The organism is Mesorhizobium sp. BAC0120, from assembly GCF_033542235.1.
Taxonomy (GTDB): Bacteria; Pseudomonadota; Alphaproteobacteria; order Rhizobiales; family Rhizobiaceae; genus JAWRCU01.
This window is the reverse complement of record NZ_JAWRCU010000004.1, coordinates 48,236-72,294: the sequence shown is the minus strand read 5'-3', so window position 1 is coordinate 72,294 and position 24,059 is coordinate 48,236. Positions and strand designations below refer to the sequence as shown.

General features: G+C 62.2%; 23 protein-coding genes, 1 tRNA gene and 4 pseudogenes. 13 read left to right on the top strand and 15 right to left on the bottom strand.

Annotation, left to right across the window (positions count from 1 at the left end; all coding sequences use genetic code 11):
* Positions 1–148: 148 nt before the first annotated feature.
* Positions 149–1,345, bottom strand: coding sequence for a hypothetical protein (locus SAZ10_RS10720; RefSeq protein WP_318609205.1), 1,197 nt, complete (start codon positions 1,343–1,345; stop codon positions 149–151).
* A 94-nt stretch (positions 1,346–1,439) separates the two neighbouring features.
* A complete protein-coding gene (locus SAZ10_RS10715) occupies positions 1,440–1,976 on the bottom strand; it encodes a DUF1134 domain-containing protein (RefSeq protein ID WP_318609629.1) in 537 nt (178 codons plus the stop codon).
* A gap of 372 nt (positions 1,977–2,348) precedes the next feature.
* Here SAZ10_RS10715 and chpT point away from each other — a divergent pair, with 372 nt between their 5' ends.
* Positions 2,349–2,978, top strand: coding sequence for a histidine phosphotransferase ChpT (chpT, locus tag SAZ10_RS10710; protein WP_318609204.1), 630 nt, complete (start codon positions 2,349–2,351; stop codon positions 2,976–2,978).
* Between the two features lie 260 nt (positions 2,979–3,238).
* Positions 3,239–3,604 carry a response regulator gene (locus SAZ10_RS10705; RefSeq protein WP_318609203.1) on the top strand — a complete coding sequence of 122 codons (366 nt, stop codon included), beginning with the start codon at positions 3,239–3,241 and terminating at the stop codon, positions 3,602–3,604.
* 121 nt (positions 3,605–3,725) lie between these two features.
* On the opposite strand, the gene ctrA is transcribed toward SAZ10_RS10705, so the two are convergent.
* Positions 3,726–4,421, bottom strand: coding sequence for a response regulator transcription factor CtrA (gene ctrA / locus SAZ10_RS10700; protein WP_318609202.1), 696 nt, complete (start codon positions 4,419–4,421; stop codon positions 3,726–3,728).
* A gap of 447 nt (positions 4,422–4,868) precedes the next feature.
* On the opposite strand from ctrA, the gene SAZ10_RS10695 reads away from it, so the two are divergent.
* A complete protein-coding gene (locus tag SAZ10_RS10695; protein WP_318609201.1) occupies positions 4,869–5,243 on the top strand; it encodes a flagellar export protein FliJ in 375 nt (124 codons plus the stop codon).
* A 63-nt stretch (positions 5,244–5,306) separates the two neighbouring features.
* Here SAZ10_RS10695 and SAZ10_RS10690 read toward each other — a convergent pair whose 3' ends face one another.
* On the bottom strand, positions 5,307–6,113 hold the full coding sequence (locus tag SAZ10_RS10690) for a class I SAM-dependent methyltransferase (RefSeq protein WP_318609200.1): 807 nt from the start codon (positions 6,111–6,113) through the stop codon (positions 5,307–5,309).
* A gap of 63 nt (positions 6,114–6,176) precedes the next feature.
* A complete protein-coding gene (locus SAZ10_RS10685) occupies positions 6,177–6,596 on the bottom strand; it encodes a helix-turn-helix domain-containing protein (protein ID WP_318609199.1) in 420 nt (139 codons plus the stop codon).
* Between the two features lie 94 nt (positions 6,597–6,690).
* Between SAZ10_RS10685 and SAZ10_RS10680 the strand changes: the two genes are divergently transcribed.
* Together SAZ10_RS10680 and SAZ10_RS10675 are read left to right on the top strand one after the other, a co-directional pair.
* Entirely contained in the window at positions 6,691–7,617 is a 927-nt protein-coding gene (locus SAZ10_RS10680; protein WP_318609198.1) for an NADP-dependent oxidoreductase, read from the top strand.
* Between the two features lie 162 nt (positions 7,618–7,779).
* Positions 7,780–8,238: a gamma-glutamylcyclotransferase family protein gene (locus SAZ10_RS10675; protein WP_318609197.1), complete on the top strand. Its 459-nt coding sequence runs from the start codon at positions 7,780–7,782 to the stop codon at positions 8,236–8,238.
* 94 nt (positions 8,239–8,332) lie between these two features.
* Here the strand turns inward: SAZ10_RS10675 and SAZ10_RS10670 are convergent, their stop codons facing one another.
* The gene (locus tag SAZ10_RS10670) at positions 8,333–8,608 is read right to left on the bottom strand and encodes a DUF1153 domain-containing protein (protein WP_026227425.1); all 276 of its coding nucleotides are present in this window, start codon (positions 8,606–8,608) and stop codon (positions 8,333–8,335) included.
* Between the two features lie 232 nt (positions 8,609–8,840).
* Here SAZ10_RS10670 and mnmA point away from each other — a divergent pair, with 232 nt between their 5' ends.
* Positions 8,841–10,013: a tRNA 2-thiouridine(34) synthase MnmA gene (gene mnmA, locus SAZ10_RS10665; protein ID WP_318609196.1), complete on the top strand. Its 1,173-nt coding sequence runs from the start codon at positions 8,841–8,843 to the stop codon at positions 10,011–10,013.
* An 84-nt stretch (positions 10,014–10,097) separates the two neighbouring features.
* On the opposite strand, the gene SAZ10_RS10660 is transcribed toward mnmA, so the two are convergent.
* Complete coding sequence (locus tag SAZ10_RS10660) at positions 10,098–11,051, bottom strand: Gfo/Idh/MocA family oxidoreductase (RefSeq protein WP_318609195.1); 954 nt, start codon at positions 11,049–11,051, stop codon at positions 10,098–10,100.
* A 328-nt stretch (positions 11,052–11,379) separates the two neighbouring features.
* On the opposite strand from SAZ10_RS10660, the gene SAZ10_RS10655 reads away from it, so the two are divergent.
* A tRNA-Met gene (locus SAZ10_RS10655) sits at positions 11,380–11,456 on the top strand.
* On the opposite strand, the gene SAZ10_RS10650 is transcribed toward SAZ10_RS10655, so the two are convergent.
* The 3 genes from SAZ10_RS10650 to SAZ10_RS10640 all read right to left on the bottom strand — a co-directional run bounded on the left by SAZ10_RS10650 (position 11,413) and on the right by SAZ10_RS10640 (position 14,983).
* Entirely contained in the window at positions 11,413–13,038 is a 1,626-nt protein-coding gene (locus SAZ10_RS10650) for a recombinase family protein (protein ID WP_318609628.1), read from the bottom strand. The genes SAZ10_RS10655 and SAZ10_RS10650 overlap by 44 nt on opposite strands.
* Positions 13,039–13,079: 41 nt before the next feature.
* On the bottom strand, positions 13,080–13,313 hold the full coding sequence (locus SAZ10_RS10645; RefSeq protein ID WP_318609194.1) for a hypothetical protein: 234 nt from the start codon (positions 13,311–13,313) through the stop codon (positions 13,080–13,082).
* Positions 13,314–14,224: 911 nt separating this feature from the next.
* Positions 14,225–14,983 (bottom strand): hypothetical protein, encoded by a 759-nt coding sequence (locus SAZ10_RS10640; protein ID WP_318609193.1) that lies wholly within the window; start codon positions 14,981–14,983, stop codon positions 14,225–14,227.
* 121 nt (positions 14,984–15,104) lie between these two features.
* On the opposite strand from SAZ10_RS10640, the gene SAZ10_RS10635 reads away from it, so the two are divergent.
* The 3 genes and pseudogenes from SAZ10_RS10635 to SAZ10_RS10625 form a co-directional block, all read left to right on the top strand.
* The gene (locus tag SAZ10_RS10635) at positions 15,105–15,350 is read left to right on the top strand and encodes a helix-turn-helix transcriptional regulator (protein ID WP_318609192.1); all 246 of its coding nucleotides are present in this window, start codon (positions 15,105–15,107) and stop codon (positions 15,348–15,350) included.
* 164 nt (positions 15,351–15,514) lie between these two features.
* Positions 15,515–16,402, top strand: a complete 888-nt coding sequence (locus SAZ10_RS10630; RefSeq protein ID WP_318609191.1) for a site-specific integrase — start codon at positions 15,515–15,517, stop codon at positions 16,400–16,402.
* Between the two features lie 12 nt (positions 16,403–16,414).
* Positions 16,415–16,612: pseudogene (locus SAZ10_RS10625) on the top strand (transposase zinc-binding domain-containing protein); the annotation flags it as partial.
* Positions 16,613–16,693: 81 nt separating this feature from the next.
* Here the strand turns inward: SAZ10_RS10625 and SAZ10_RS10620 are convergent.
* Genes SAZ10_RS10620 through SAZ10_RS10610 form a run of 3 tightly spaced genes read right to left on the bottom strand, consistent with a single transcriptional unit; the run spans position 16,694 to position 19,400 of the window.
* Positions 16,694–17,683 (bottom strand): tyrosine-type recombinase/integrase, encoded by a 990-nt coding sequence (locus tag SAZ10_RS10620; protein WP_318609163.1) that lies wholly within the window; start codon positions 17,681–17,683, stop codon positions 16,694–16,696.
* Complete coding sequence (locus SAZ10_RS10615) at positions 17,680–18,225, bottom strand: tyrosine-type recombinase/integrase (protein WP_318609162.1); 546 nt, start codon at positions 18,223–18,225, stop codon at positions 17,680–17,682. The genes SAZ10_RS10620 and SAZ10_RS10615 overlap by 4 nt, the downstream gene beginning before the upstream one ends.
* A complete protein-coding gene (locus tag SAZ10_RS10610) occupies positions 18,198–19,400 on the bottom strand; it encodes a tyrosine-type recombinase/integrase (protein ID WP_318609161.1) in 1,203 nt (400 codons plus the stop codon). Before SAZ10_RS10610 ends, SAZ10_RS10615 begins: the two co-directional genes overlap by 28 nt.
* Before the next feature lie 169 nt (positions 19,401–19,569).
* Here SAZ10_RS10610 and SAZ10_RS10605 point away from each other — a divergent pair.
* Positions 19,570–20,571 (top strand): annotated as a pseudogene (locus tag SAZ10_RS10605) (IS91 family transposase); the annotation flags it as partial.
* A gap of 458 nt (positions 20,572–21,029) precedes the next feature.
* Here the strand turns inward: SAZ10_RS10605 and SAZ10_RS10600 are convergent.
* Together SAZ10_RS10600 and SAZ10_RS10595 are read right to left on the bottom strand one after the other, a co-directional pair.
* Positions 21,030–21,271: pseudogene (locus tag SAZ10_RS10600) on the bottom strand (usg protein).
* A 60-nt stretch (positions 21,272–21,331) separates the two neighbouring features.
* Positions 21,332–21,676, bottom strand: a complete 345-nt coding sequence (locus SAZ10_RS10595; RefSeq protein WP_318609190.1) for a hypothetical protein — start codon at positions 21,674–21,676, stop codon at positions 21,332–21,334.
* A gap of 365 nt (positions 21,677–22,041) precedes the next feature.
* Here SAZ10_RS10595 and SAZ10_RS10590 point away from each other — a divergent pair, with 365 nt between their 5' ends.
* Positions 22,042–22,329, top strand: a complete 288-nt coding sequence (locus tag SAZ10_RS10590) for a co-chaperone GroES (RefSeq protein ID WP_318609627.1) — start codon at positions 22,042–22,044, stop codon at positions 22,327–22,329.
* Positions 22,330–22,388: 59 nt separating this feature from the next.
* Positions 22,389–24,020: pseudogene (gene groL / locus SAZ10_RS10585) on the top strand (chaperonin GroEL).
* Positions 24,021–24,059 lie beyond the last annotated feature (39 nt).

The window sequence follows — 24,059 nt, the reverse complement described above, 5'->3', positions numbered from 1 at the left end:
ATCTCCAACCGCGGCAATTTGCAGCGAGCTAAAACGCCAGGCCGCCCTTCTCCCCCTGTGGGAGAAGGTGGCTCGGCGCGTAGCGCCGAGACGGATGAGGGGTACTCGAAGGGCGCAAGCGTTGCCGAACAGGGGCTGGCCGGATCAGTCACCCTTTCTGCGCGGCCTCCTGCAGCGCCCGCACCCGGTCGGCAAGGCTGACGATCTTTTCAGTCGCGGCAGCATCTGCGGGAGCCGAAGCCAGGACCTTGTTGATCGGAGAATCCGGGCCCTCCAGCGCCGCGGTCAGCGATACCACTTCGGCGGCGAGGTCGTTGATCTGCTTGCGCAAGAGCGCGTTGCTTTGTCGCTCATCCCAGTCCTCGGCTTTTGCCTTTGCGTGGGCCGAGAGCTCGGCCTTCAACCTGCGGTTCTCGCGTGTGAGGGTCGTGAGACGCGCCTGCAGCCGCTCCCGCTCTTCGCTAAGCTTCGCCATTGCCTTCTCGGCATCGCCGTCTTTCGCGCCGGAGAGCAGCACCGACATCCGAGCCCCCATCTCGGCCAGTTCCGCCTCGAGCTCGACCTTTTCCTTCTGTGCATCGATCAGCTTCTCGCTGAGTTCGTCCTCAGCCTCGGATTTGTTCATGACCTGCTCGCGCAGATGGGCAAACTCGCGCTCGCGCCGGTCGAGCTTTTCTTCGCGGTCGGCGAGCGCGGCCACCACTCCCTCGAGCTGTTTCTCGAGTTCGGCAATCTTCTTGCGCTCGGCCTTTAGCGAATCGCGCACTGTCTTGTTCTCGGCAGCAATGTCCTGCATCCGCTGGTCGATCCCCTTGCGCTGCTCCACGTCGCCCACGGGCCTCTCCGCCTGCCGCGCAACCAGCTCGATCTGCCTGTTCGATGCCATCAGGCTCGCCTCGTCCAGGTCCAGCGCACGTTCCTGCAGCGCCTGCTCCGCTTCGACGAGCCGATCGCCCAACAGGCGCAACTGCTCCTCCCGCTGACGCAACTCGGCGCGAAGCTCGCCGGCCTGAGCTTCGAGCGCCGAGAATGCCTGATGCTTCTCGTCACGCTCGACCGCGAGCCGGTTGAGCTCCTCCCGGTTGCGGCCTATCTCGATTTTCAGGGCGGCTGCCTTTTCCTTGAGGCTTTTGATGCTCATTTCAAGCCGCCTCGTCGACATGGCAAACTCGGCGCGGATACGGTCCTTGTCGGCCTGTATGTCGGCAAGCGAAAGCGGCACCGAGGCCTCGATTCGCCTTCGGGTGAGCGCAACGGCGCGCCGCCAGATCGCCGGCGCGATCATCAGGGCGAGGAAGCCGGCGACGAGAAAGCCGAGAGAGAAGAAGAGGATGGACTGGACCACGCGTCAATCCGATCGGACCGCAACCGACAAAGCAACATCCGTATCTGGCATGCCTTGATGGCAGGAATCCAGACCTCCCGGGATCGCCCGCCTCCTAAAACGGATTCCAGGTCGGCGTCTGGGTCAGCTTCAGATAGCCTACATTGACTCCGAGCCTCGCGCCGACGCCAGTGCGGACCGGCACGAGCAGCATGTTGCCGCTCTTCAGCACGTTGAAGCCGAGGCCGGCAACCACGTAAGCCGAGCCGGCAACACCAGCGAAACGCTGGTAGAGATTCGACACGTCGTCGAGATTGTAGACCAGCATCATGGCGCGATCACCGTTGCCGCCGAAATCCCAGCCGAGCGACGGCCCTTGCCAGAATACCTTATGGTCGCCGGCGTTCTTCGTGTAGAGCGTGCCCTCTCCGTAAATGAGCCCGCCGATGAAGGCGCCGGAGCCCTCCTCGCCGAGCACATAGCCGTTCGGCAGGCCATAGGACGCGAAGATCTTTTCGATCACGGTCGCAAGGCCGCCCGACGTCGCGCCGAAGAAGCGATGGCCGGAATCGATGATCTCCTGTGCCGTGTATTCGTTGGCGCGCACGGGCGACGCAGCGAAAAGCACCGCGGCGATCAATACGGCCAGCATTGCTATGATGCGGATCACACTCCGCCTGATCAGTTCTGAAAGCATCCTTCGTTTCTCCGTAAGCGAGCCCGTTGCCCGACAGCGGAGACCTGAGCTCAGTCAGCCTCTGGTCACCATTTGGAGACCTTAAACCGTAATCCTTTTTCAACCATTAAAGTCCGAAATGATAAAATCCGAACTATCTCGGAAGGCGGCATTTGCTGCAACCGCGAAAACGAGGCTATAAGCCGTGTTTTTCAAAGGGTTGCGGCGTTGCGTTCCTTGCCGCGCGTTCGCGTGCTGTGTATCGGTTCCTCTGCATTTTGCAGCATGATTCGCCGGTTGGCCGCACCGTCGGTTTCGGCAAACGAGAACGCCTGGAGATAGTCTTCGATGGCCGACCTTTTTACGCTTTCGGCACCCGACCTTGCGGCGCTTCTTTGCAGCCGCGTATGCCACGATATCATTTCCCCCGTCGGCGCCATCAACAACGGCTTGGAACTGCTGGACGAAGGGGGGGCCGACGAAGACGCTATGAAGCTGATCCGCGCCAGCGCGAAAAACGCCTCGGCCCGGCTCCAGTTTGCCCGCATCGCTTTCGGAGCGGCCGGTTCGGCCGGCATGCTGATCGACACCGGTGATGCTGAGGCGGTCGCGACCGCATTCCTGGCCAATGAGAAGCCGGAATTCATCTGGAACGGCCGACGTGCACTGATGCCGAAGAACAAGGTGAAGCTGCTCCTCAACCTGATCCTGATCGCCAATGCTGCGATCCCACGCGGCGGCAAGATCACGGTCGATATCGAGAACCCTGAGACCGAGCCGAAATTCACGCTGACCGCTGCCGGCCCGATGCTCCGTGTCCCGCCCAAGTTCCTCGAGTTGCACTCTGGCCGCAAGCCCGAAGAGCCGATCGACGCACACGCCGTGCAGCCCTACTACACGCTGCTGCTGGCGAGGGAAGCCGGCATGGAAATTTCAATCCGCGCGAGCGCAGAAGATATCGTCCTTACGGCCGCTTGATCTTTGAGAATATTCTAAAATACTGGCAGATCTTCTTGCTGAACTGCATTATGAAAAACTTTACCCAACAAGTTTTCTGGTTTTTTACGCCGATCCTTTAGCCTTTGGGCTGTTCAGGGGGCAATTCCACGAGAAGGCTCCTGAAGCATGATCCCGATGAGTTGCAGACTTTTCGGATAGGTCATTCGGCAAAACAAAGGGTTAGAGCGGGATGAATGGACTCCTCCCAATTCATGCTGCTCTAGACGAGGGTTCGCCACGTGAAACGCTGCATGTTCGTCGATGATTCGAGCGTCATCCGCAAGGTTGCCAAGCGCATCCTCGGCGGCCCTGAGATGCTTGTCGTCGAGGCCGGCAGCGGGGTCGAGGCGATTGAATTGTGCATGGCGGAGATGCCCGAGTTCATCGTCGTCGACAGTGTCCTGCCGGACATGACCGCGGTCGAGTTCATCCAGCGCGTCCGCGCCGTCCCGTCGGCGGTGAAGCCGCAGATCATGCTGTGCCTTATCGAGGTCGATATCGGCGCCATCATGCGCGCCAAGCGTGCCGGCGCGCAGGGCTATCTCTTGAAGCCGTTCAACCGGGCGCAGTTGCTTGAACGATTCAGGCAGTTGCAGGCGGCTTAGGGGAATAGGGCAATAAGGCAGTAGGGCAATAGGGAGGAGAGCACCCTTGACGGCCGCGCCGTTGGCGAAGGCCACTTACGCCCTATTGCCTTACTGCCCTATTGCCTTATTGCCCTCTTTTTCAGGCGCTAGCGCGGATTTCCTCGGGCTCACGCAGCACATAGCCACGGCCCCATACCGTCTCGATATAGTTCTGCCCGCCGGACGAGGCGTCGAGCTTCTTCCTGAGCTTGCAGATGAAGACGTCGATGATCTTGAGCTCGGGCTCGTCCATGCCTCCATAGAGATGGTTGAGGAACATCTCCTTGGTGAGTGTGGTACCCTTGCGCAGCGAAAGGAGCTCCAGCATCTGGTACTCCTTGCCGGTGAGATGGACGCGCTGGCCGCCGACTTCGACCGTCTTGGCGTCAAGGTTCACCACTAGGTCGCCGGTGGTGATGACCGACTGCGCATGGCCCTTGGAGCGGCGAACGATCGCGTGGATGCGGGCGACGAGCTCGTCCTTGTGGAACGGCTTGGTCATGTAGTCGTCGGCGCCGAAGCCCAACCCACGAACCTTGTCCTCGATGCCGGCCATGCCCGACAGGATCAGGATCGGCGTCTTGACCTTGGAGAGCCGCAGCGTCCTCAGGACCTCATAGCCCGACATGTCGGGCAGGTTCAGGTCGAGCAGGATGATGTCGTAGTCATAGAGCTTACCGAGGTCGACGCCCTCTTCGCCGAGATCGGTCGTATAGACGTTGAAGCTCTCCGACTTCAGCATCAATTCGATGCTTTGTGCCGTTGCACTGTCGTCTTCAATCAGCAGAACGCGCATTTCATTCCCCTTTGCTGCCGCCGGGCCGTCCTGCGGGCCTCACGACGCCGGAGCAGTGCTTGCCTGAATCGGAGGCTGCCATTGAATGGTTAACAAAACATAATCCCGTTTTGCAAGCACCATTTCGCTGCCCAAACTCTTCGATCCACCCTATTGAAAACTCAAATAAATCTCAGAGCGCCGCTTTGGACTCCGCACTTTAAGAAGTCACGACAAGCGACTCTAAGGACTCGCATTGTGGTCTCCGGACTTGCGTCCGGATTTTTACCCCGCCTTAAGTCCTCATGCGTATGATTAACAATGCGCGTAAACGAAAGGTTACCGGCGGCGGAAATCTTTAGGAAATTGTTTCCAAAAGAGACAAGCTCGCCGGTTCGTAGGTGATTGAGCCGATCGAGGGCGGCGACCATCGGTGCAAGGCAAGAGCGTACTCGGGAGTAGCGAGTCATGAAGTCACGTGAGAATCTCGTCCGTCTGAAGCGGTTTCAGGTGAACGAGAAACGCCGCCAGATAATGCAGCTCGACATGATGATCGCCGAGTTCGAGCGGATGGCGAGCGAGCTGGAGGTCCAGATCGCCGCGGAGGAGAAGAAGTCGGGCATCACCGACATCAATCATTTCGCCTATCCGACTTTCGCCAAGGCGGCGCGCCAGCGCCGCGACAATCTCAGGAACTCACAATCAGACCTCATGCAACAGAAGAGCTCGGCGCAAACCATACTCGCCGAAGCTGAAGCGGAGCTTTCCAAGGCGGAGATGCTGGAATCACGCGATCTCAAGCCGCGCGAGGCCGAAGGCAATCGCGGCGCGATGATCGGCTGAGGCTTTCTGAGGCATCGAAGCGAAGGGCCCTGTGAGCCAGGGGCCGGCCACTGCCGCCGACGATCAGGCAGAGGGAACGACCCCGCGACATGCCCATGCCACGGCTGCGAAGGATCTCGGGCCATCTGGCTGGCCGCCTTCGTAGGCCGCCCTCACGGCGGCGTCGGTCACTGCTCGCCGCGCCGGGTCAAGTCCGGCCACATACTTCCCCACCGGCCCCTCGCCACCGGCAATGGGCGCCCAGAAGTCGTCGAACGACGTGTAATCCATTCGGATCAGAAGCGATGTCTGCTGCACATCCAGCAGACCTTGCTCGATGAAGCATTGCTTCATTTCATCCGGGCGCATCATGGGCTGGAAAAAATAGACGCCTCTCTGCCGACGCGCATCCTCATCCAAGGCCGCAACGGTGTCCCACACCATGCGCATGCCCGGCATCCCGCCCAGATGGTCCCATACTGCTGCCGCCACGACGCCACCCGGCTGCACGACCCGGCGCATTTCCGAGACTGCCTTTGCTGTGTCGGGCACGAAGTGAAGCACGAGCAGCGACAGCGCGCGATCGAAACGGCCGTCCTCGAACGGCAGCGCGCATGCGTCTCCTTCCTCGATCCTGATTCGCGAATCCGTGTTGCGCCGTCTCGCCTCCCCCACGAAGACCGGCGAGAAGTCGATCGCAGCAACTTCCCCGACATTTGCGGCTTGCGGGAGTGCAAAGGTCAGGCTCCCGGTGCCGCATCCGACGTCGAGCACCCGATCGCCATCCGCGAGACCTGCAAAATCGATGAAAAGAGGGGCGAGCCTTTTGCTCCACCGCCCCATGAGCTGTTCGTAGCCGTCGGCGCGGCGGACATTGAAGGTCGACGCCATGGAAACCCTCCCGAAGCTAAGCGACAGGTTATTCCGCGGCTTCAGCATTTGCAATCGAGGCAACTAGGCCCTGGTCACAAGGTCCTTCTCCTCCGAGCCCTCACCTGCCGCAAGTGATCGCGCCCGCGCCTGCTTGATGTCGGGCGCGTGGCGCTCCGACCACATCCTGATCTGGTTGAGCAGCTCCGCGAGGTTGCGGCCAAGATCAGTAAGCTCGTACTCGACCTTCGGCGGGATGACGGGAAATATCTCCCGGCGTACGAGACCGTCGCGCTCCAGCACGCGCAGCGTCTGCGTCAGCATCTTCGGCGTGATGCCTTCGACCTTTCGAGCAAGCTCGCCATGTCGCCGCTTGCCTGATCTCAAGGCACTGACGACCAGGTACACCCATTTGCTGGCCAGCATCTCCAGCACGGTGTGCGACATGCATTCGCGGCGGAACGCATCGTAGCCGAACGGCCTTTCGCGGTTCTCACTATCCATGGGGTACCTACATATCAAGAAGGTACCTACTGGACAATCGGGTAGCACTATCCAGATGATAGCGGCGCATCACAGTTGCCAAAGGAGATCGAGCATGCGTGCCGTTGTTCAGACGAAACTTGGCGGGCCGGAAGTTCTCGAGGTCGTGGAGCGCCCATCGCCGAAGCCCGGCGCAGGACAGGTTCTGGTTCGCGTGAAAGCCGCCGGCATCAATCCCGTGGATGTCGCGGTCCGAACCGGGGCTTATCCGCTGCTCGGCGAGCCGCCCTTCACCATCGGCTGGGACATTTCAGGCATCGTCGAGGAGGTCGGACCGGGCGTCGAGGGCGTGTCCGTAGGCGAAGAAGTCTATGGAATGCCGCTCTTTCCCAAGGAGGCCGGAGCTTATGCAGAACAGGTCGTCGCGCCCGCAAACGAGCTTGCGCCGAAGCCGAAGTCGCTCGATCACGTTCATGCGGCTGCTATCCCGCTTGCCGGCCTCACAGCTTGGCTCAGCCTGGTGCGTACGGCAGCCATCGGTCAGGGACAGCGGGTCCTGATCCACGGGGCGGGTGGCGGAGTGGGCCACCTCGCCGTGCAGATCGCCAAGGCTCGGGGCGCGACCGTGATCGCCACGGCCAGTGCCGGCAAGGTCGATTTCGTCCGCTCGCTCGGCGCCGACGTGGTGATCGACTACGCCAAGAGCGACTTTGTCGAGCGGGCGAAGGAGGCCGACGTCGCGCTGGAGACCGTCGGCGGCGATCACGCGGCTCAGACAGTGAAGGCACTGAAGCCCGGTGGCGTGCTCGTCTCACTGCTCGGCGTCACCGATGCCGCACAGGCCGAAGGCAAGGCGCGCGACGTCCGCATCGAGCGGATCTCCGTGCGGCCGGACCGTGAAGGCCTTGTGGAGCTTGCCCGGTTCGCCGACGCCGGCAAGCTCAGGCCCAATGTCGAGAGGACCTTCCCGCTCGATCAGGCCGGCGCCGCCCATTCCTTCCTGGCGACCAGGCCTAAGGGCAAGGTGGTGCTGACGGTGTAATGCGAGGTGGTCACGCTTGCGCCCATCTCTCCCACCCGCAGGTTAGGGTAGAGGGGCAGCACGCTTGCGTTTGCACTGCAAGGCACTCAGTCTGGGGCTTCGGCCGACCTGTAAACGAAGGCTCGCCGATATGCCGCAACCACAATCGGCCCAGGTGAACCTATGACGCTCATTTTCAGCTACGGATCGAACTTAGATAATGTGCAGCTGGATGTCCGCTGTCCGGGGCACCAGAAGATCGGCAATGCCGTTCTGCAAGACTACCGGCTTTCCTTCCCCCGTCTTTCTGAAAAAAGAGGCTGCGGGGTATCGTCGGTCGAGCCCGCCGCGGGGCGCGAGGTTTGGGGCGTCGTTCATCGACTCAATGCGGCTGATCTTGATTCCCTGGATCGGCATGAAGGCTACCGGCTCGATTGGCCGGCCGAGCGCAACCGCTACAACCGTTTGGCTCTCGTCGTAAGGATCGAGGGCGTGCCGACTGAAGTGCAGGCCTATATAGCGACTGCCACCCCGAACCCTCCTGCCCCCAACGCTGCCTATCTTGCCCATATCCGCAATGGCGCGCGGCAGCACGGCCTGCCGGAACACTATCAGGCGTTTCTGGCGGAGTTGCAGTTCTAGGGATGGATTGTTCTAATAAGCCTGAGTATCCGCTGCCCGAACGAAGCGAGGGCGCTTTTGCGCCCTCGTCCATTCGACCTCTGCAAGCCGGCTTTCAGTGCCTGTATTGCTGAATTCGGGTTGTCCTGAGGCCCGCAAGCCCGTATTCGTCGATCGACGCCTGCCAGGACAGGAATTCTTCCGTCGTGAGCTTATAGCGCTGGCAAGCCTCTTCGAGGCTGAGCAGGCCGCCCCGCACCGCGGCAACGACTTCCGCTTTGCGGCGTATTACCCAACGGCGCGTGTTCGAGGGCGGCAGATCGGCAATCGTAAGTGGGCTGCCGTCCGGCCCGATGACATATTTGACACGCGGCCTAACGAGATCGGTCATATTACTCTCTACGCAACACAATCTACCAATCCCGATCACGCTACCGTGACAGCTTTAAAAAAAGCCTAAGCAAAAAAAGCGCATTTTTCCGGTTCAGCCACGACGCTTTCTATTTGGCCCCGACGCTGAGCGACTTGCTTGGTGGCGTAAGGCTTTGGCTTGACCTATATTCGCTGCGCTGCAATGCGAACTCGAACGCGCCGGCAGACAATTTGAGACGGACAAGAATCACATGAACAGCCTCGACCTGCCCGGACGGCCAGCGGATACCCGCGTCGTCGTTGCCATGTCCGGCGGCGTCGATTCCTCGGTCGTGGCCGGCCTCATGAAGGAGGAGGGCTATGACGTCGTCGGCGTCACGCTGCAGCTTTACGACCATGGCGCCGCCACGCATCGCACAGGCTCGTGCTGCGCCGGCCAGGACATCGCCGACGCCAGGCGCGTCGCCGAGACACTCGGCATTCCGCATTATGTGCTCAACTACGAGGAGCGGTTCCGCAAGGCCGTCATCGATCCCTTCGCCGAGAGCTACGTCTCGGGCGAGACGCCGATCCCTTGCGTCTCCTGCAACCAGACGGTGAAGTTCGCAGATCTGCTCGAGACTGCCCGCGAGCTCGGCGCCGACGCGCTGGCGACGGGGCACTATATCCGCAGTCGCGCCAACGGCGCGCACCGGGCACTATACCGGCCGGTCGATACCGATCGCGACCAGAGCTATTTCCTGTTTGCCACGACCCAGGAGCAGATCGACTATCTGCGCTTCCCGCTAGGCGGCATGGGTAAGCCGGAGGTCCGCGCCATTGCCGAGCGCATGGGGCTGTCGGTCGCCGGCAAGGCCGACAGCCAGGACATCTGCTTCGTGCCACAAGGCAAATATTCCGACATCATCGCCAAGCTGAAGCCGAATGCAGCCTCGCCCGGCGACATCGTCCATATCGACGGCCGTGTGCTCGGCCGCCATGACGGCATCCTGCGCTTCACCATCGGCCAGCGGCGCGGCATCGGCATCGCTTCGGGCGAGCCGCTCTACGTCGTCCATATCGACGCCGACCAGGCCCGCGTCATCGTCGGCCCGCGCGAGGCCCTGGAGACGCACAAGGTGCATCTGAGGTCTCTGAACTGGCTCGGAGATGGCCCCCTTGACGAGATTCCGGCCGAAGGCGTCGAGCTCTTCGCCAAGGTGCGTTCGACGCGGCCGCCGCGGCCCGCGACCCTCTTCCATGATGGCGGCCAGACCTGGGTCGAGCTCGCCGAGGGCGAATCCGGCATCGCGCCGGGCCAGGCCTGCGTCCTCTACTCCGACGACGGCACCGACGCCCGCGTCTTCGGCGGCGGCTTCATCGCGCGCTCGGAGCGCGGCGCCGAGGCCGAGGCGATGCTGAAGCGGCTGGTGGCGGCAGAATAGGGGAGTATGGGAATAGGGGAGTAAGGGAGTAGGTGGGGCACGACTCCTACACCTACCCCCCTACTCCCTTATTCCCCCACTCTCCTAGTCATGCGTGACCGTCCCCGCGGTGAGTATCTTCAGGACGTCGATCGCCTCCTCGCCATTGGTCAGGGGAAGCTCGCGCGTCTCGATGCAATAGAGGAAATGCTCCAGCTCGTGGGTAAGCGGCATTCCCTCTTCGACCGGGATATAGGTCGGCTCATTGGCGGTGAAGGCCCATTGACCGCTGTCCTGCCACACCGCATGGCGATAGACGGCGAGCTTGCGCGCCCAGGGCTCAACGTCGTCGAACACAGCCATCGCCTTGGTGCCGACGACCGTCAACCGCCGCTCACGATAAGGGTTGAGCCGCGACGTGAAGAGGTGGCTCCTCAACCCGTTCGGGAAGCGCATGTGGAGATGCGCGAAATCGCTTAGATGATCGAGAAGTGCCGCCCCCTCCCCGCGCACCTCGATGGGCGCCGTTCCGGTGATTGCGAGAATCATCGAGAGATCGTGCGGGGCAAGATCCCACAGCGCGTCATTCTCGGTGTGGAACTTGCCGAGACCGAGGCGGTGCGAGTGGATGTATTTGACCTCGCCGAGCTCGTTCTGATCGATCAGCGATTTCAACTTCACGAATGCCGGATGGAATCTGAGCACATGCCCGGTCATGAACACGCGGGCGTTGGCGCGGGCGGCCGCGACCGAGCGCTCGGCATCCGCGACTGTGAGCGCGATCGGCTTCTCGACCAGGACGTCCTTGCCGTTCTTGACGGCCTTGATGGCGAATTCTGCGTGGTGTTGCGGCGGCAGCGCCATGACGATCGCGTCGACGTCGTCGCGCCCGACGACCTCTTCGGGGAGGACCGCAAGGCACTCATGCTCGCTGGCAAAACCCTCTGCGCGAGCGTGATTGGCGTCGGAGACCGCGTGTAGCGCGCCGAGCGACTTCAAGGTCCGGATATGGTTGCTTCCCCAATATCCGCAACCGAGGACTGCGACGCGTGGTTTCATTCATTTCTCAATTGAGGCGAAGTGCCGCGACACATAGCGGCGCGGCCGCGCGAACTCAACCCATGGCAGCCAAGGCTCCAGTCAAGAAATCTTCCGAGCCGGCTACGCAGTTGAACGGCGGCTTTTCGGCCCGACGCAGGTGGAGGCTGAGCTACCCGAAAAGGATGCCGAAATCGGCGAGGGACAGGGAACGACGCGCCCCGGGACAGAGCCTCTTCTCTCCTCCCCGACATTCGCTTGACAGCCAAGGCGGCTGAACCTTATATCCGCCCGACCTCGGCGGACCGTCGGCAACCGGCTTGCCGGTTCCCAGGTTTGCCACCGTGGCGGCGGAGTAGCTCAGTCGGTTAGAGCAGAGGAATCATAATCCTTGTGTCGGGGGTTCGAATCCCTCCTCCGCTACCATCAATACAGCGTTTGGCGGTTCTCCTCGTTGTCTATTTGGCAGATTGAGAAGCTCGGCAAGTGCGCCGTGCACCCTTAGCTCAACCTGGCCCCGGCGCTCTTTCGGTAGGATCGTAACGCGGGTGACGAGAGAGCGGATAAGCGCGGCCGCCTCGCGGCGTTCGTCCTCGTCAGAGCATAGTGCACTCTGCAGCTCCGACACCTTGCGGCGGTAGGCTTCAATTGCAGCAGGATGGAGTTCGACCACACTGTCGGTCTGTGCCACAACCTTAAGTTCGTCGGCCAGGCTCTCCTTTTCCCCTTCGAGGTCCATCAACCTCGCCTTCATGCTGGCCGTGGCGATCCCATCTGCGATCGCGTCCACAATGTTCGATATCTGTCGATCGAGTCCGTCGAGCCTCCTTTCAATTTCCCTGCGTCTTTGCCGGCTGGATGTACTTAGTCGCTTTTGCTCGGCATCATATTCGGCGAGGAAACCGGCGATTGCGTCGGGGGCTAGTAGCCGCCGCTCAATGCCCTCAAGAACGCGCTTTTCAAGCTCGGCAACACGGATCGTCCTGCTGTTGTCGCAGGTCCCTTTCTCCCGGTGGGCGGCGCATGCAAGCTGGTCCCTGTTCTTGACCGTATAGGAGGCACCGCAACAACCGCACCGCACCAGGCCGGAGAACATGTGCTTCGGTCGTCGGCGTTGATCGAGTCTTGAGCCACCGTAGAGCTTCTTTCGGGCTTGCACCACGTCCCACAACTCATCATCGATGATACGCAGATGCGGGGCTGCCACAACCTGCCACTGCTCCGGCGGGTTCGGCCGCGAGAGGCGCTTGCCGGTCTCGGGATCCTTGACCATCTGGAGGCGGTTGAAAATGAGCAACCCGATATAGGCTTCATTGTAGAGGAAACCGCTTCGCCGCTTGAGATTGCCGTTGATAGTCGAGGCGGCCCAGGCTGCGCCGAAGGGCGAAGGGACGCCATCACGGTTGAGGCCGGCAGCAATCGCACGCGCTGACTGCCCGGATGCGAACTCCCGAAAAATCCTCCGTACAACCTCGGCTTGATCCTCATCGATCTCACGAAGCCCGCGGATCGGTTCGCCGCTCTCGTCGAGCTTCTTGACCACGCGATAGCCATAGGACAGGCCACCGGCCGCGTAGCCTTTTAATATTCGGCCGCTTTGGCCGCGTCTGATCTTGGCGGCAAGATCGCGCAGGAATAGCGCGTTCATAGTGCCTTTGAGACCGACGTGGAGTTCGTCGACTGCTCCCTCAGAAAGGGTGGCGATCTTGACGCCTGCAAAGCGTAGCCGCTTGAAGAGACCGGCAACGTCTTCCTGGTCGCGCGACAGTCGATCGAGGGCCTCGGCAAGAACGATCTCGAATTGCCCGCGTTGCGCGTCGGCTAGGAGTCGCCGGATGCCCGGTCGACGGATGATGCTGGAGCCGGAAATGGCGGCATCGGAATAGCTCTCCAGGACCGTCCATCCCTCTCGCGCCGCGTGCTCGCGGCAAAGCCGCAGCTGATCCTCGATGGAGGCTTCCCGCTGGTTGTCGGACGAATAGCGGGCGTAGAGCGCGACGCGTGGCATGGTTCCGGTCCTCTCTCTCAATCCTGTTCGGTCTTCCTGTCCTACTCCCGACCCTCTGCCTCTCCTGTCGAGCCTGCATTGTCGTTCGCCGTGTGCGGCGCCGCGAAATGCTCGCGAGCGATCCGCCGGCCGATCAGCCGGGCAATGCTGAGAACCACCCGGTCCACCCTCTGCCAGGGCGCAATGTCGGTGTCTTCACTGCCTTCACTCCCTGGTCGCTGATTGTCGTTGGCCGGGGTGAGATCTTCCGGTTCCTGCCTTTCAGCGTCTTCCATATTCCAGCTCCAATCCTACTCGAATGACGGCAGGATTGATCCGGATGAGGTACAAGAAAAGCGAAAATCCCGGCGCGTAGTAGCACGGCGTACAAACACAATAACTTTGAATTTACAACGTATTCGGTCGCAGTTGGAGCGCTACAGGACATTGCGGGATAGCTCGGATGGCAAGCGGCATGCTTCGTGCATTTGAGCCAGGGAGTCTAGTCGCCACCCAAACCTTTCGAGTGCCGTATCGAAACGAATCGCCGCGCCACTGGTCCATCTTCATCCTGGTTACAAGGCATCCTCCGGCACGGGTGGTGTGTCCGGCGCCTTGTCGAGAGGCCGCGTCAGGTCGCCCCACACGGACTTGCCAGCGCGCGCCTTGAGAAGTCGTCCGCATTTGCACCGCGCCTTTCCTCGCCCTCCGCCTTGCCTACTTCCCGGCCGGTTGCCGGACCGTGACGGTCTGTCAAGGCCGCAGCCGCATTGCGGTGGCGCGCAGCGCCAGCCTGACTGACCGGCCATGAGGTCCGGCAAAGTGCTGGAAGCAGGTAAGGCTTCCTCCCAACCCCAAGAACCTCGGCGCGCTGACCGGCATGGCCGGGCAGCGGCTCACGGCCTTCCAACCCGCCCCACTGTCGGGGCCTCAAGGCAGGCGAACACCGCCAGCCAGAAGCGATAATCGACACAACGTCCGTCGCAACGCGCCGCGACCGCGCACCATGCCGCTGCGGTAGCGGCATCGGCACCGAATAGATCGCGCGCCGCTGCGGCCATCGCCACCGGGTCGGTGTCCGTCCACAGTGCGATGTCAACGCTAGTGGCGCATGGCGCGATGGCAAGCGTACCGCATCGCGCGATTGCGACGGCCGGCTCCCCATGTCTCGCCGTGGACGGGAGCGGCTCTGCGGGCAACGCGCGCTTCATGCCACCCGGTCGCCCCGCTGGTGCATGATGACCGACGGGCAGACGGCCTCCCGGCGCTTTTTCGGGTAAGGCCCTTTGCGGTCAGCGCCGGGCATGAAGATACCCGGCTGCAGCGCCTGCGCTATGCGCACCAGATCGACGAGTGCGGAGCGGATTTGCGGCCAGGGAAATTCCTCGCATTCCTCGAAGCTCTCGCCCTCGCGCAGGACGGCATCGAGCTTGCCCGCGACGCCGGCCAGCGTGGTGGCGGGCATCGCCATCAGTGTGTCGACCAGCTCCTGCTCATGATCGGCGGCTGCCCGCTCTTCCCGCTTGGCGGCGGAATAGCCGATCCTGGCATCGGCTTCGTCCCAGCGTGCCTGATGGGCCGCCAGATCGGCCTCCGCCTCGGCGCGGAGGTCGGCCAGCTTTGGATCGTCGCCGAACAACTCTTCGATGTCCCCATGCCAGGAGACGCTGACGGTCACATCGTCGTCCGGCAGATAGACCTCCGCGCTGGGAAAGCCGATGGTTTCGGCCAGTCGGGTCTCAAGGCGCTGTTGCTTCCGGCATAGCGCGGCGGTGTTGAGGTAGGCGGCCTTCCAGTCGCGCCAGAGCACCAGTGCGGGATCGAACACCGGCTTGGCGGCCAGCGCTTCGGCAGCAGCTAACGCATTGTCCCGGAACGGTATTGCCGTTGTCGTCGCCATCATCCCCGTCAGCAACATCCTGCGCGTGACGGAAAGACAGACTCGTGTATTGTCGGAATCAGCCATGATCCGAGCTCCTAACAGCTTGGGTTGTGGTCAGGCTGCTGGCGGTGGTTACGACACCTTCAGCAGCCGCTTCACATTATAAGCGTATTTGCACTTTTTGTGCAACAGGCAATACAGAACCATGGAAGTGACCCCAGCCCAAATCCGCGCGGCCCGCGGGCTTCTCGACATTTCTCAGCAGGAGTTGGCGGATTTATCAAAGGTTAGTTTGCGAACCATCGTACAGATCGAGCGTGGTTCGAAACCGGCGTCCGCATCAATCATTCAGGCTCTCGTGCTCTCACTCGAAGCGGCCGGCATCGAGTTCATTCCTGAGAACGGCGCCGGCCCCGGCGTGCGGCTTGCACGGCGTAAAGAGGGCGCGTGAACATTTATTATTGGAACGGAAAACTCTGACCCACGGACGAAGCCGCTCGCGCGGCACTGGCGCCCGTGGTGAGGGTCCAGCAATGATCTGAACGTCGTGCATTTGCGGGTTTGCGGTCCTGGCTGACGATTGGGGTCTTCTCAATCATCAGACAGGAGGTTCCCATGACGGAGGAGAGGACCACCCCGCTTCGCGAGCGGATGATCGAAGACATGCGCATCCGCGGGATGGGCGACAAAGCCCAGCAGGCTCATATCCGAGCCATCAAGGATTTTGCCCGGTTTCTCAAGCGTCCGCCGGATACGGCGACGCCGGATGACCTGCGCGCCTACCAGCTGCACATGACCAATGCGGGCGTCACGCCGACTACATTCAATGCCCGCATCGTGGCGCTGCGGTTCTTTTTCGGCACCACCTGCGGGCGTGAGGACATGAAGCGGCATATGCAGTTTCGCCGCCAGCCGCGGAAGCTGCCCGTGGTGCTGAGCGTCGAGGAGGTTTCCGACCTTCTAATGGCAGCCCCGGGGCCGGGCCTGAAGTATCGAGCGGCGCTCAGCATCTCCTATGGCGCCGGCCTGCGGGCTTCGGAGGTGTGCAATCTCAAGATCAGCGACATCGACAGCGACCGCATGCTGATCCATGTCGAACAGGGCAAAGGGCAGAAAGACCGCAAGGTCATGCTGTCGCCCGGGCTGCTGGAGCTCTTGCGCGCCTACTGGCGCGAGGCGCGGCCGCAGGGTTGGCTGTTTCCCGGCAAACCGAAGATCAATCCGATCTCGCCGCGGCAGCTCAACCGCGCCTTCACCTCCGCCAAAAACATGGCCGGGATCGGCAAGCCCGCGACGCTGCACACCCTGCGGCACAGCTTTGCCACGCATCTCTTGGAAGCGAACACCGATGTCAGGGTCATTCAGGTCCTGCTCGGGCATGCCCGGCTCAATACCACCGCGATCTATGCCCACGTTGCCACCAAGACGATCCGCGGCACGGTCAGCCCGTTCGAGACGTTGAAGAAGCTTCAGGACCAAACGCTCCGACGCGGATTGGAGTAGCGCCCGGGTCACGTGGTCCGGGCCACGCTGGAGATCGCTGACATCTTTCGCACCTACGGCCCCGCGTGGCGGCGGGCCAATGCCGGGCATGTCAGCCTGGCCCAGCTCAAGGTCATGTCGGCGATTGAAGCCTGCCGAACCGAGGCGCTCGGTGGGCATGTGGCGGCTTGCACCAAGTGCGGGCATAACCACATCGCCTATAATTCCTGCATTATGGGCAAAGCCGATAATGGGGAGCTGGCGGCAATTTGATCGCGCTCGTGCACCAATCACCGCCAACCCCGCTCTCCATTACGAGGTACGCCTGAGGAGTTCGATCAGCCGGTCGGTGGGCTGGAAGACGCCGCGCCGCAGGTGGGGCGGCAAGATCGCCTCCATCGCATCGAGCTTCTCGGTTGGATCGCCGCGCGTGTAGACCTCGGTGGTCGTCAGCGTAGCGTGGCCCAGCCACAGCGACACCTTCCGGATGTCCCCGGTCGCTTGCAGAACGACCATCGCGCAGGTGTGCCTGAGCACGTGGGGCGAGACGCGTTTCTTGGCGAGACCGGGCTGCTTGCGAGCTGCAGTCGCGGCGTGCTGCCTGAGCAGATAGGCAAAGCCCCATCGGCTCAGAGGCTCACCACGGGCGTTGACGAACACCTCGGGTGTCGCGACCTGCCTGCGGATGGCCAGCCAGGCACGCAGTGCAGCGGCCGCCGGCTTCCACAATGGCAGCGTCCGCTCCCGGCGTCCCTTGCCGAGCACGCGGATGCTCATCGAAGGCAGGTCGATGTCATCGACCTTGAGGCCCGTCAGCTCGGAGACGCGCAGCCCTGCGCAGACGGCCACGTGCAGCATTGCGCGATCGCGGACGCCATCGCGTGTCGCCGGATCGGGAGCGTCGAGCACGGCTTGGAGCTCTTCGCGCAGAAGGTAGGGCACGAGGCGCGTGTCAGTTTTCTTGAACGGGATCGCCAGTACACGGCGGATCTGCTCGAGCGCCGCCGGCTGCCGGTACTCGAGGAAGCGGAAGAACGACTTGATCGCCGCCAGGCGAACGTTGCGCGTTACGGCCGCGTTTTTGCGCTCGTCCTCAAGATGCTCAAGGAAGGCGCTGACGAGCCCGGCATCGATCTGTTCGAGCGTCAACGCCGAAGGTTTGACCTTGAGCCGGTCGGCGGCGAACACGAACAGCAGCTGGAAGCTCGAGGCATAGGAGTCGCTCGTGTGCCGGCTGGCGCCCCGCTGGCAAGCGAGTGTGTCGCGCAGGAACGTCTCGATGAGGGGAGCGATCGGCGTCATGTTGACCTCCCTTCGGACATGAACACTTCGCCGGCCATGGCGACATCGCGCAAGAGGTCGGGCGTGGCCTCGAGATACCAGTAGGTCGCATAGATGTTGATGTGACCCATGTAGGTCGCGAGTGCCGCCATGTGCGCCCCGCACCGGCCTCGGCCGGTAGGGCTGCCTTGCAGCGCGCGCACCGCAAACGTGTGCCGTAGATCGTGCAGACGAGGACGGCGAGCCGACGTCGATCTGATACCAGCCTTGTCGACCAGCCTGTCGAAGGTCTCCTTGACGGCAATGTAGCGTAGCGGCCGACCGCGCTTGTCGATGAAGACCGGATCATCGTCTGAGCCGGGCCCGCGACGTGCCAGGTATCGCTGCAAGCCGGCGGCCGCCGTGTCGTGCAGCGGCACCAGTCGCGTCTTGCGGAACTTGGTCTCGCGGATCAGCAGACCGTCGCGGGTCACGTCCGCGATCGTCAGCTTCAGGGCTTCGGAGATCCTGAGCCCGGTGCATGAGAGCAGCGCGATCAAGGTCGCTTGCGTGTGCGGGCGCAAGCCGCGCGTTGGCTGAAGCCGCAGCGCAGCTTCGACCAGCCGACTGATCTCGTCTGTCGTGTAGATGTGCGGCGTGCGACGCTTCTTGCGGGCGCCGAAGTGATTTGCCGGCGGCAGCTCGTGCCTGACGTCCTCCACCTGGACATGGCGTACGAAGCGACAGACGGCTCTGAGCCGTGCATCGCGTTGCGCGACGGACGGTCCGAGCGCGGCCCAGTGAACAAGGGATCGTTCCGGCGGGTAGACGGCCGGCATTCGAGGTAGGCGGCGATCGCATCCCCGACGTCTTGCGGCAGCGGCAGCCGGACCTCGTAGCGCGACTTGCCGCAGACCCGCAGCGATCCCGTTTGCCACTCGATATCCGCGAGACGCAGTTGCGCCACGTCACCGGCCCGCAGGCCGAGGCGCACCAACAAAAGTACGATCGCACGATCACGCCGGCGTCCACCGAAGTCGCCATCACAGGCAGCGATCAGCCGGTCGACCTGCTCGGTCGACAGATACCGGGGCATGTCGGCAAGCTGCCAATGAGCGTAGGCTGGAACGGCGCCGTCGAGACCTGCCTGACAACGGCCTGCGACTGCGAGATACCGCAGGAAGGCCCGCAGGCTCGTCGTCATCTTCTCGATCGTGCCACTCCCGCTATTGCTCGCCCGCTCCAGGAAGTAACTGCGGACATCGTTCGGTCTCCAGCCGGCCGGGTCAGATCGAAGCTCCATCATCAGGCCTGTGGCGTCGCGGGCGTAGAGCCTGACGGTGGCATCGGATGCGCCGCGATGCTTGCGCAGCCACGTCTTGAAGTCGGCGACCAGCTGCGGCTCAGCGGGTGCTGCCCCCACGGCCGCGGACCGGCAAAGGCCGAGCTCGACGAGGTGCCGACGAAAGAGCCTGGCACCGTAGATGGTGTGGTGGTTGCGCCGGCCGCCTTTGGCGCGTGGACACCGGCAAGTCCGCAGGTGCTCGCCGAACGCGGCGAGATCAACGTCCGTCAGGCCCGCGCCTTGCTCGGCCATAACATGGCCGATGTGAGCCGCCGCTCGCAAATAGCGTACCGCTGTCTCGGGGCCATAGCCCTGCCGCTCCAGCGCCGCTGCAAACCCGTCAAGGTAAGGCCCGCTCGGCCCACTGCGCAGATGCCCCAGCATCTTCGCTGCCGAGAAGTACGTCTCCAACATGTCCGTCTCCGTATGTGACCGGCCATCAGTGGCCGACCCAACGGGGCCGCACGGGTGACTTGTAATGGAGAGCTCGAGAGCGGCAATACACAGGAAAATACGGTGATCGCGATTGGCAGCTCCCCATTACCGGCTTTGCCCATAAGGCAGGTAATGGGCGTCACCCATTACCTGCCAGAACCGGCACTGTCCGAAGTGCCAGGGACCTGCGGCGCGGGACTGGATGGCCGCCCGCGCCGCGGATCTGCTGCCCGTGGAATATTTCCACGTGGTTTTCACATTGCCGGCCGAGATCGCGCAGATTGCCTACTGGAACAAGAAGGCTGTCTATGACCTGCTGTTTCGGGCATCGGCCGAGACGCTGACCACGATCGCGGCCGATCCCAAGCGGCTCGGCGCACGCATCGGCATGACCAGCGTGCTGCACACATGGGGATCGGCGCTCACGCATCACCCTCATGTCCACATCATCGTGCCCGGAGGGGGACTGTCGCCGGATGGCACGCGGTGGATCGGCTGCCGCCCCGGGTTCTTTCTGTCCGTGCGGGTCTTATCGCGGCTATTCCGACGGCTCTTTGTGGAAGGTCTGATGGCGCTGCATCGATCAGGCGACCTGGCCTTCTTCGGGGATCTGGCCGGGCTTGCACAGGCTGACACCTTCGCCGCCTGGCTCGTGCCGCTACGCAAATCCGAATGGGTCGTCTACGCCAAGCCACCGTTCGGCGGTCCCGAGGCCGTGCTGGCCTATCTCAGCCGCTACACCCATCGCGTGGCGATCTCGAACAGCCGCCTGATCAGCGCGAATGCCGAGACTGTCACCTTCCGCTGGAAGGATTACCGGATCAAGAACGGTGACCGTCACAAGGTCATGCAGCTGGCCACCGACGAGTTCATTCGCCGCTTCCTGATTCACGTGCTGCCCGACGGGTTCCACCGCATCCGCCATTACGGCCTGCTGGTCGCAGCAGGCCGCAAGGCCATTGTCACGAAGATCAGGAAATTGCTCGGGGCGGAAACGCCATTGCAGGATGAAGCGCCAAGCGCCGAGATCACCCCGCTCACCCTGAGGGAGCCATGCCCGGACTGCGGCGGCCCGATGCGCATCGTCGAGATATTTCTCCGTGGCCAGCAACCCAGATCCCGTGCGCCACCGTGGGAAAAGGCCGCATGACGAAATGCATGTCACATCAGCCAAGGCCGGCCCGGATCTGCGATGTGCTCCGGGGTGGCGCCGGTTTGCGTCAGGCTTTGCCAAACACCGCAAAATCGCCGAGACACAACGGCAGGCAGCCTCAAGAACCAGCCCTCATCACATCATTGGCCGTTGTTGCGCCAACCCGATTGCTGCTGTCGTGCCCGCCGGTCACCGCCAGCCGAACGCTTTCCCCATAGGCTCCACCCAGCCCCCCGCGGCTTCCTCCTTGGGAGGTTTTTCAACGCGGGCCGACACAGGCCCAGCCGCCACCGTCACGCCGCGGCCCGCATCGAAAAACCTTCACCACAGCAGTCGTTCCCGCCACGCAGGCCGAACGGCAACTGTGCGCCCGCATTTCCGCCATTGCGACTTCCCTGCTGGTGCACAAAAGCGGACATTCGGCGATGCCGCCTTCGCGTTGCGCTCCGTTACTGTCAGTGGATCGAAATGATGCCATCAACCGCCTTCCATTCCGATGGTTTGATCAGGCAATGATGGGCGACGCGCACCGAATGCAGGGAGCCTTCAAGCTCGCGTTCCCAGTAGTCGAGGAAACCCTTCAATTCCGGAAACTCCGGCGCAAGATCATATTCCTGCCAGACATAGAGCTGCAGCAGGCTGGGATGATCCGGAGATGATAGTGGATTTCGGCCGTGGTCAGGCCATAGCCCTCCATCTGCAGGCGGAATTCCCTGCTGATCGTTGTCACGATACGTTTCTCCTTCGCCCTACGATCTCATGCGTCCAGCCGGTCGAAGCTGTGGCGGAAATCTCCTGATCCGGACTGGTGCGTTGATGCTTCACCGTCGAGCTGCCGCAGCGCATCCATGATCTGATCGAAGGAGATGGGCCGCTCGGCACCCGGCGGCTGGCGCAGCGCCGGCATCGATTCGACGGCGCATGCGTCCGAGGCCCAGGATGAGAGGATTGCGCGCTTTTCCTGAAGATCGAGCGTTTCGTCGCTCAACACGTCATTGGGATGCTTGAAGTGCCTGGCCGGCGCAAGCAGGCGATCAAGCGAAAGGTCGGATGTTTCAGGGGCAAGAGAGGGAATGATCGGCGAAAACTTCTGTCGGTTCATCGATGTCCTCCGTCTGCAAAAAACTCCTTGGTTGCGGGTTCAGATTCCGGCTGCGCAGAGGCAGCACTAGGCTGGGATAACTTTGTTGGAGGGCAGCGAAATTTCAAGCGGGAAAATCCAGCGCTTAAACAAAATAGCTGCATGATAACAGACGATTGGCACTCTCTGCACGAGAGTGCCAAAATTTTTGCGTTCGCCTCTTGATCGGAAAATCGCAAAACTAGCTCGATCTGCGCGCGCGATGCCTGATGAAGGATCGCCGCACCTCGCGCCGGTTCGAATTTGCCGGTCCGGTGCGGAGGAACCTCAAAATCTGTTTGTCCTTAAAGGAGAACGACATGGCGTTCCGTCCATAGCATGACCGTATCCTGGTCCGCCGCATCGAGGCCGACGAAAAGACCGCCGGCGGCATCATCATCCCCGACACCGCGAAGGAAAAACCGAGCGAGGGCGAGGTTATCGCCATCGGCCCCGGCGCGCGTAACGAGGCCGGCCAGCTTCAGCCGCTCGACGTTAGGGTGGGCGATCGCATCCTGTTCGGCAAATGGTCCGGCACGGAGATCAAGCTCGACGGTCAGGACCTCATCATCATGAAGGAAAGCGACGTGATGGGCGTGATCGAACAGGCCGCCACGCTGAAGAAGGCCGCCTGACGGCTTCTTTCAACGTCAACCAGTCAACGAAAGCTGCCTAGATTTGAAGGAGTGATCCAATGGCTGCCAAGGAAGTCAATTTCAACACCGAAGCCCGCGAGCGCATGCTGCGTGGTGTCAACATCCTCGCCGACGCGGTGAAAGTCACGCTGGGCCCCAAGGGCCGCAACGTCGTCATCGACAAGTCGTTCGGCGCCCCGCGCATCACCAAGGACGGCGTCACCGTCGCCAAGGAAATCGAGCTTGAGGACAAGTTCGAGAACATGGGGGCGCAGATGGTGCGCGAAGTGGCGTCGAAGACCAATGACCTTGCCGGTGACGGCACCACGACCGCTACGGTTCTCGCGCAGGCGATCGTCAAGGAAGGCGCCAAGGCTGTCGCGTCGGGCATGAACCCGATGGACCTGAAGCGCGGCATCGATAAGGCGGTCGATGCGATCGTCGCCGAGCTGAGGACCAATGCGCGCAAGGTGACCAAGAACGACGAGATCGCTCAGGTCGGCACCATCTCGGCCAATGGCGATGCAGAAATTGGCCGCTTCCTGGCCGAGGCGATGCAGAAGGTCGGCAACGAAGGGGTCATCACCGTCGAGGGAGCCAAGACCGCCGAGACCGAGCTGGAAGTTGTTGAAGGCATGCAGTTCGACCGCGGCTATCTCAGCCCCTATTTCATCACCAACCAAGATAAGATGCGCGTCGAGTTGGAAGAGCCTTACGTGCTCATCCACGAGAAGAAGCTCGCCAACCTTCAGGCGCTGCTTCCGGTCCTGGAAGCCGTGGTGCAATCCGGCAAGCCCCTGCTGATCATCGCTGAAGACGTCGAAGGCGAGGCGCTTGCCACGCTGGTCGTCAACAAGCTGCGCGGCGGCCTCAAGGTGGCTGCGGTCAAGGCGCCTGGCTTCGGTGATCGCCGCAAGGCCATGCTGGAAGATATTGCCAATCCTCACCGGCGGCACCGCGATCAGCGAGGATCTCGGCATCAAGCTTGAGAACGTCACGCTGCAGATGCTTGGTCGCGCCAAGAAAGTGGTGATCGAGAAAGAAAACACCACTGTCGTCGACGGTGCCGGCAAGAAGGAGGAAATTCAGGGCCGTGTCGCCCAGATCAAGGCGCAGATCGAGGAGACCACTTCCGACTACGACCGCGAGAAGCTGCAGGAGCGGCTTGCCAAGCTGGCCGGCGGTGTTGCGGTGATCCGCGTCGGCGGCTCGACCGAGGTCGAAGTCAAAGAGAAGAAGGACCGCGTCGACGACGCGCTGCACGCTACGCGTGCCGCGGTCGAGGAAGGCGTTTTGCCGGGCGGGGGCGTTGCCCTGCTGCGCGCGACGACGGCGCTTGATGCGGTCGTCGCCGACAATGCCGACCAAAAGCATGGCATCGAGATCGTGCGCCGCGCCATTGAGGCTCCTGTCCGGCAGATCGCCGAGAATGCTGGTGCCGAAGGTTCGGTCATCGTCGGCAAGCTGCGCGAGAAGACCGAGTTCGGCTGGGGCTGGAATGCTCAGACCAACGAATTCGGCGATCTCTACAAGCGGGCGTGATCGACCCTGCCAAGGTCGTGCGTACCGCGCTGCAGGGCGCTGCCTCCGTTGCGGGTCTGCTCGTCACCACTGAGGCAATGGTGGCCGAGAAGGCGAAAAAGGAAGCACCGATCCCGGCCATGCCGGGTGGTGGCGGCATGGACTTTTGAGGTTTCGATAAAACTGCCCGCTCCCGGTTTCGGGAGCGG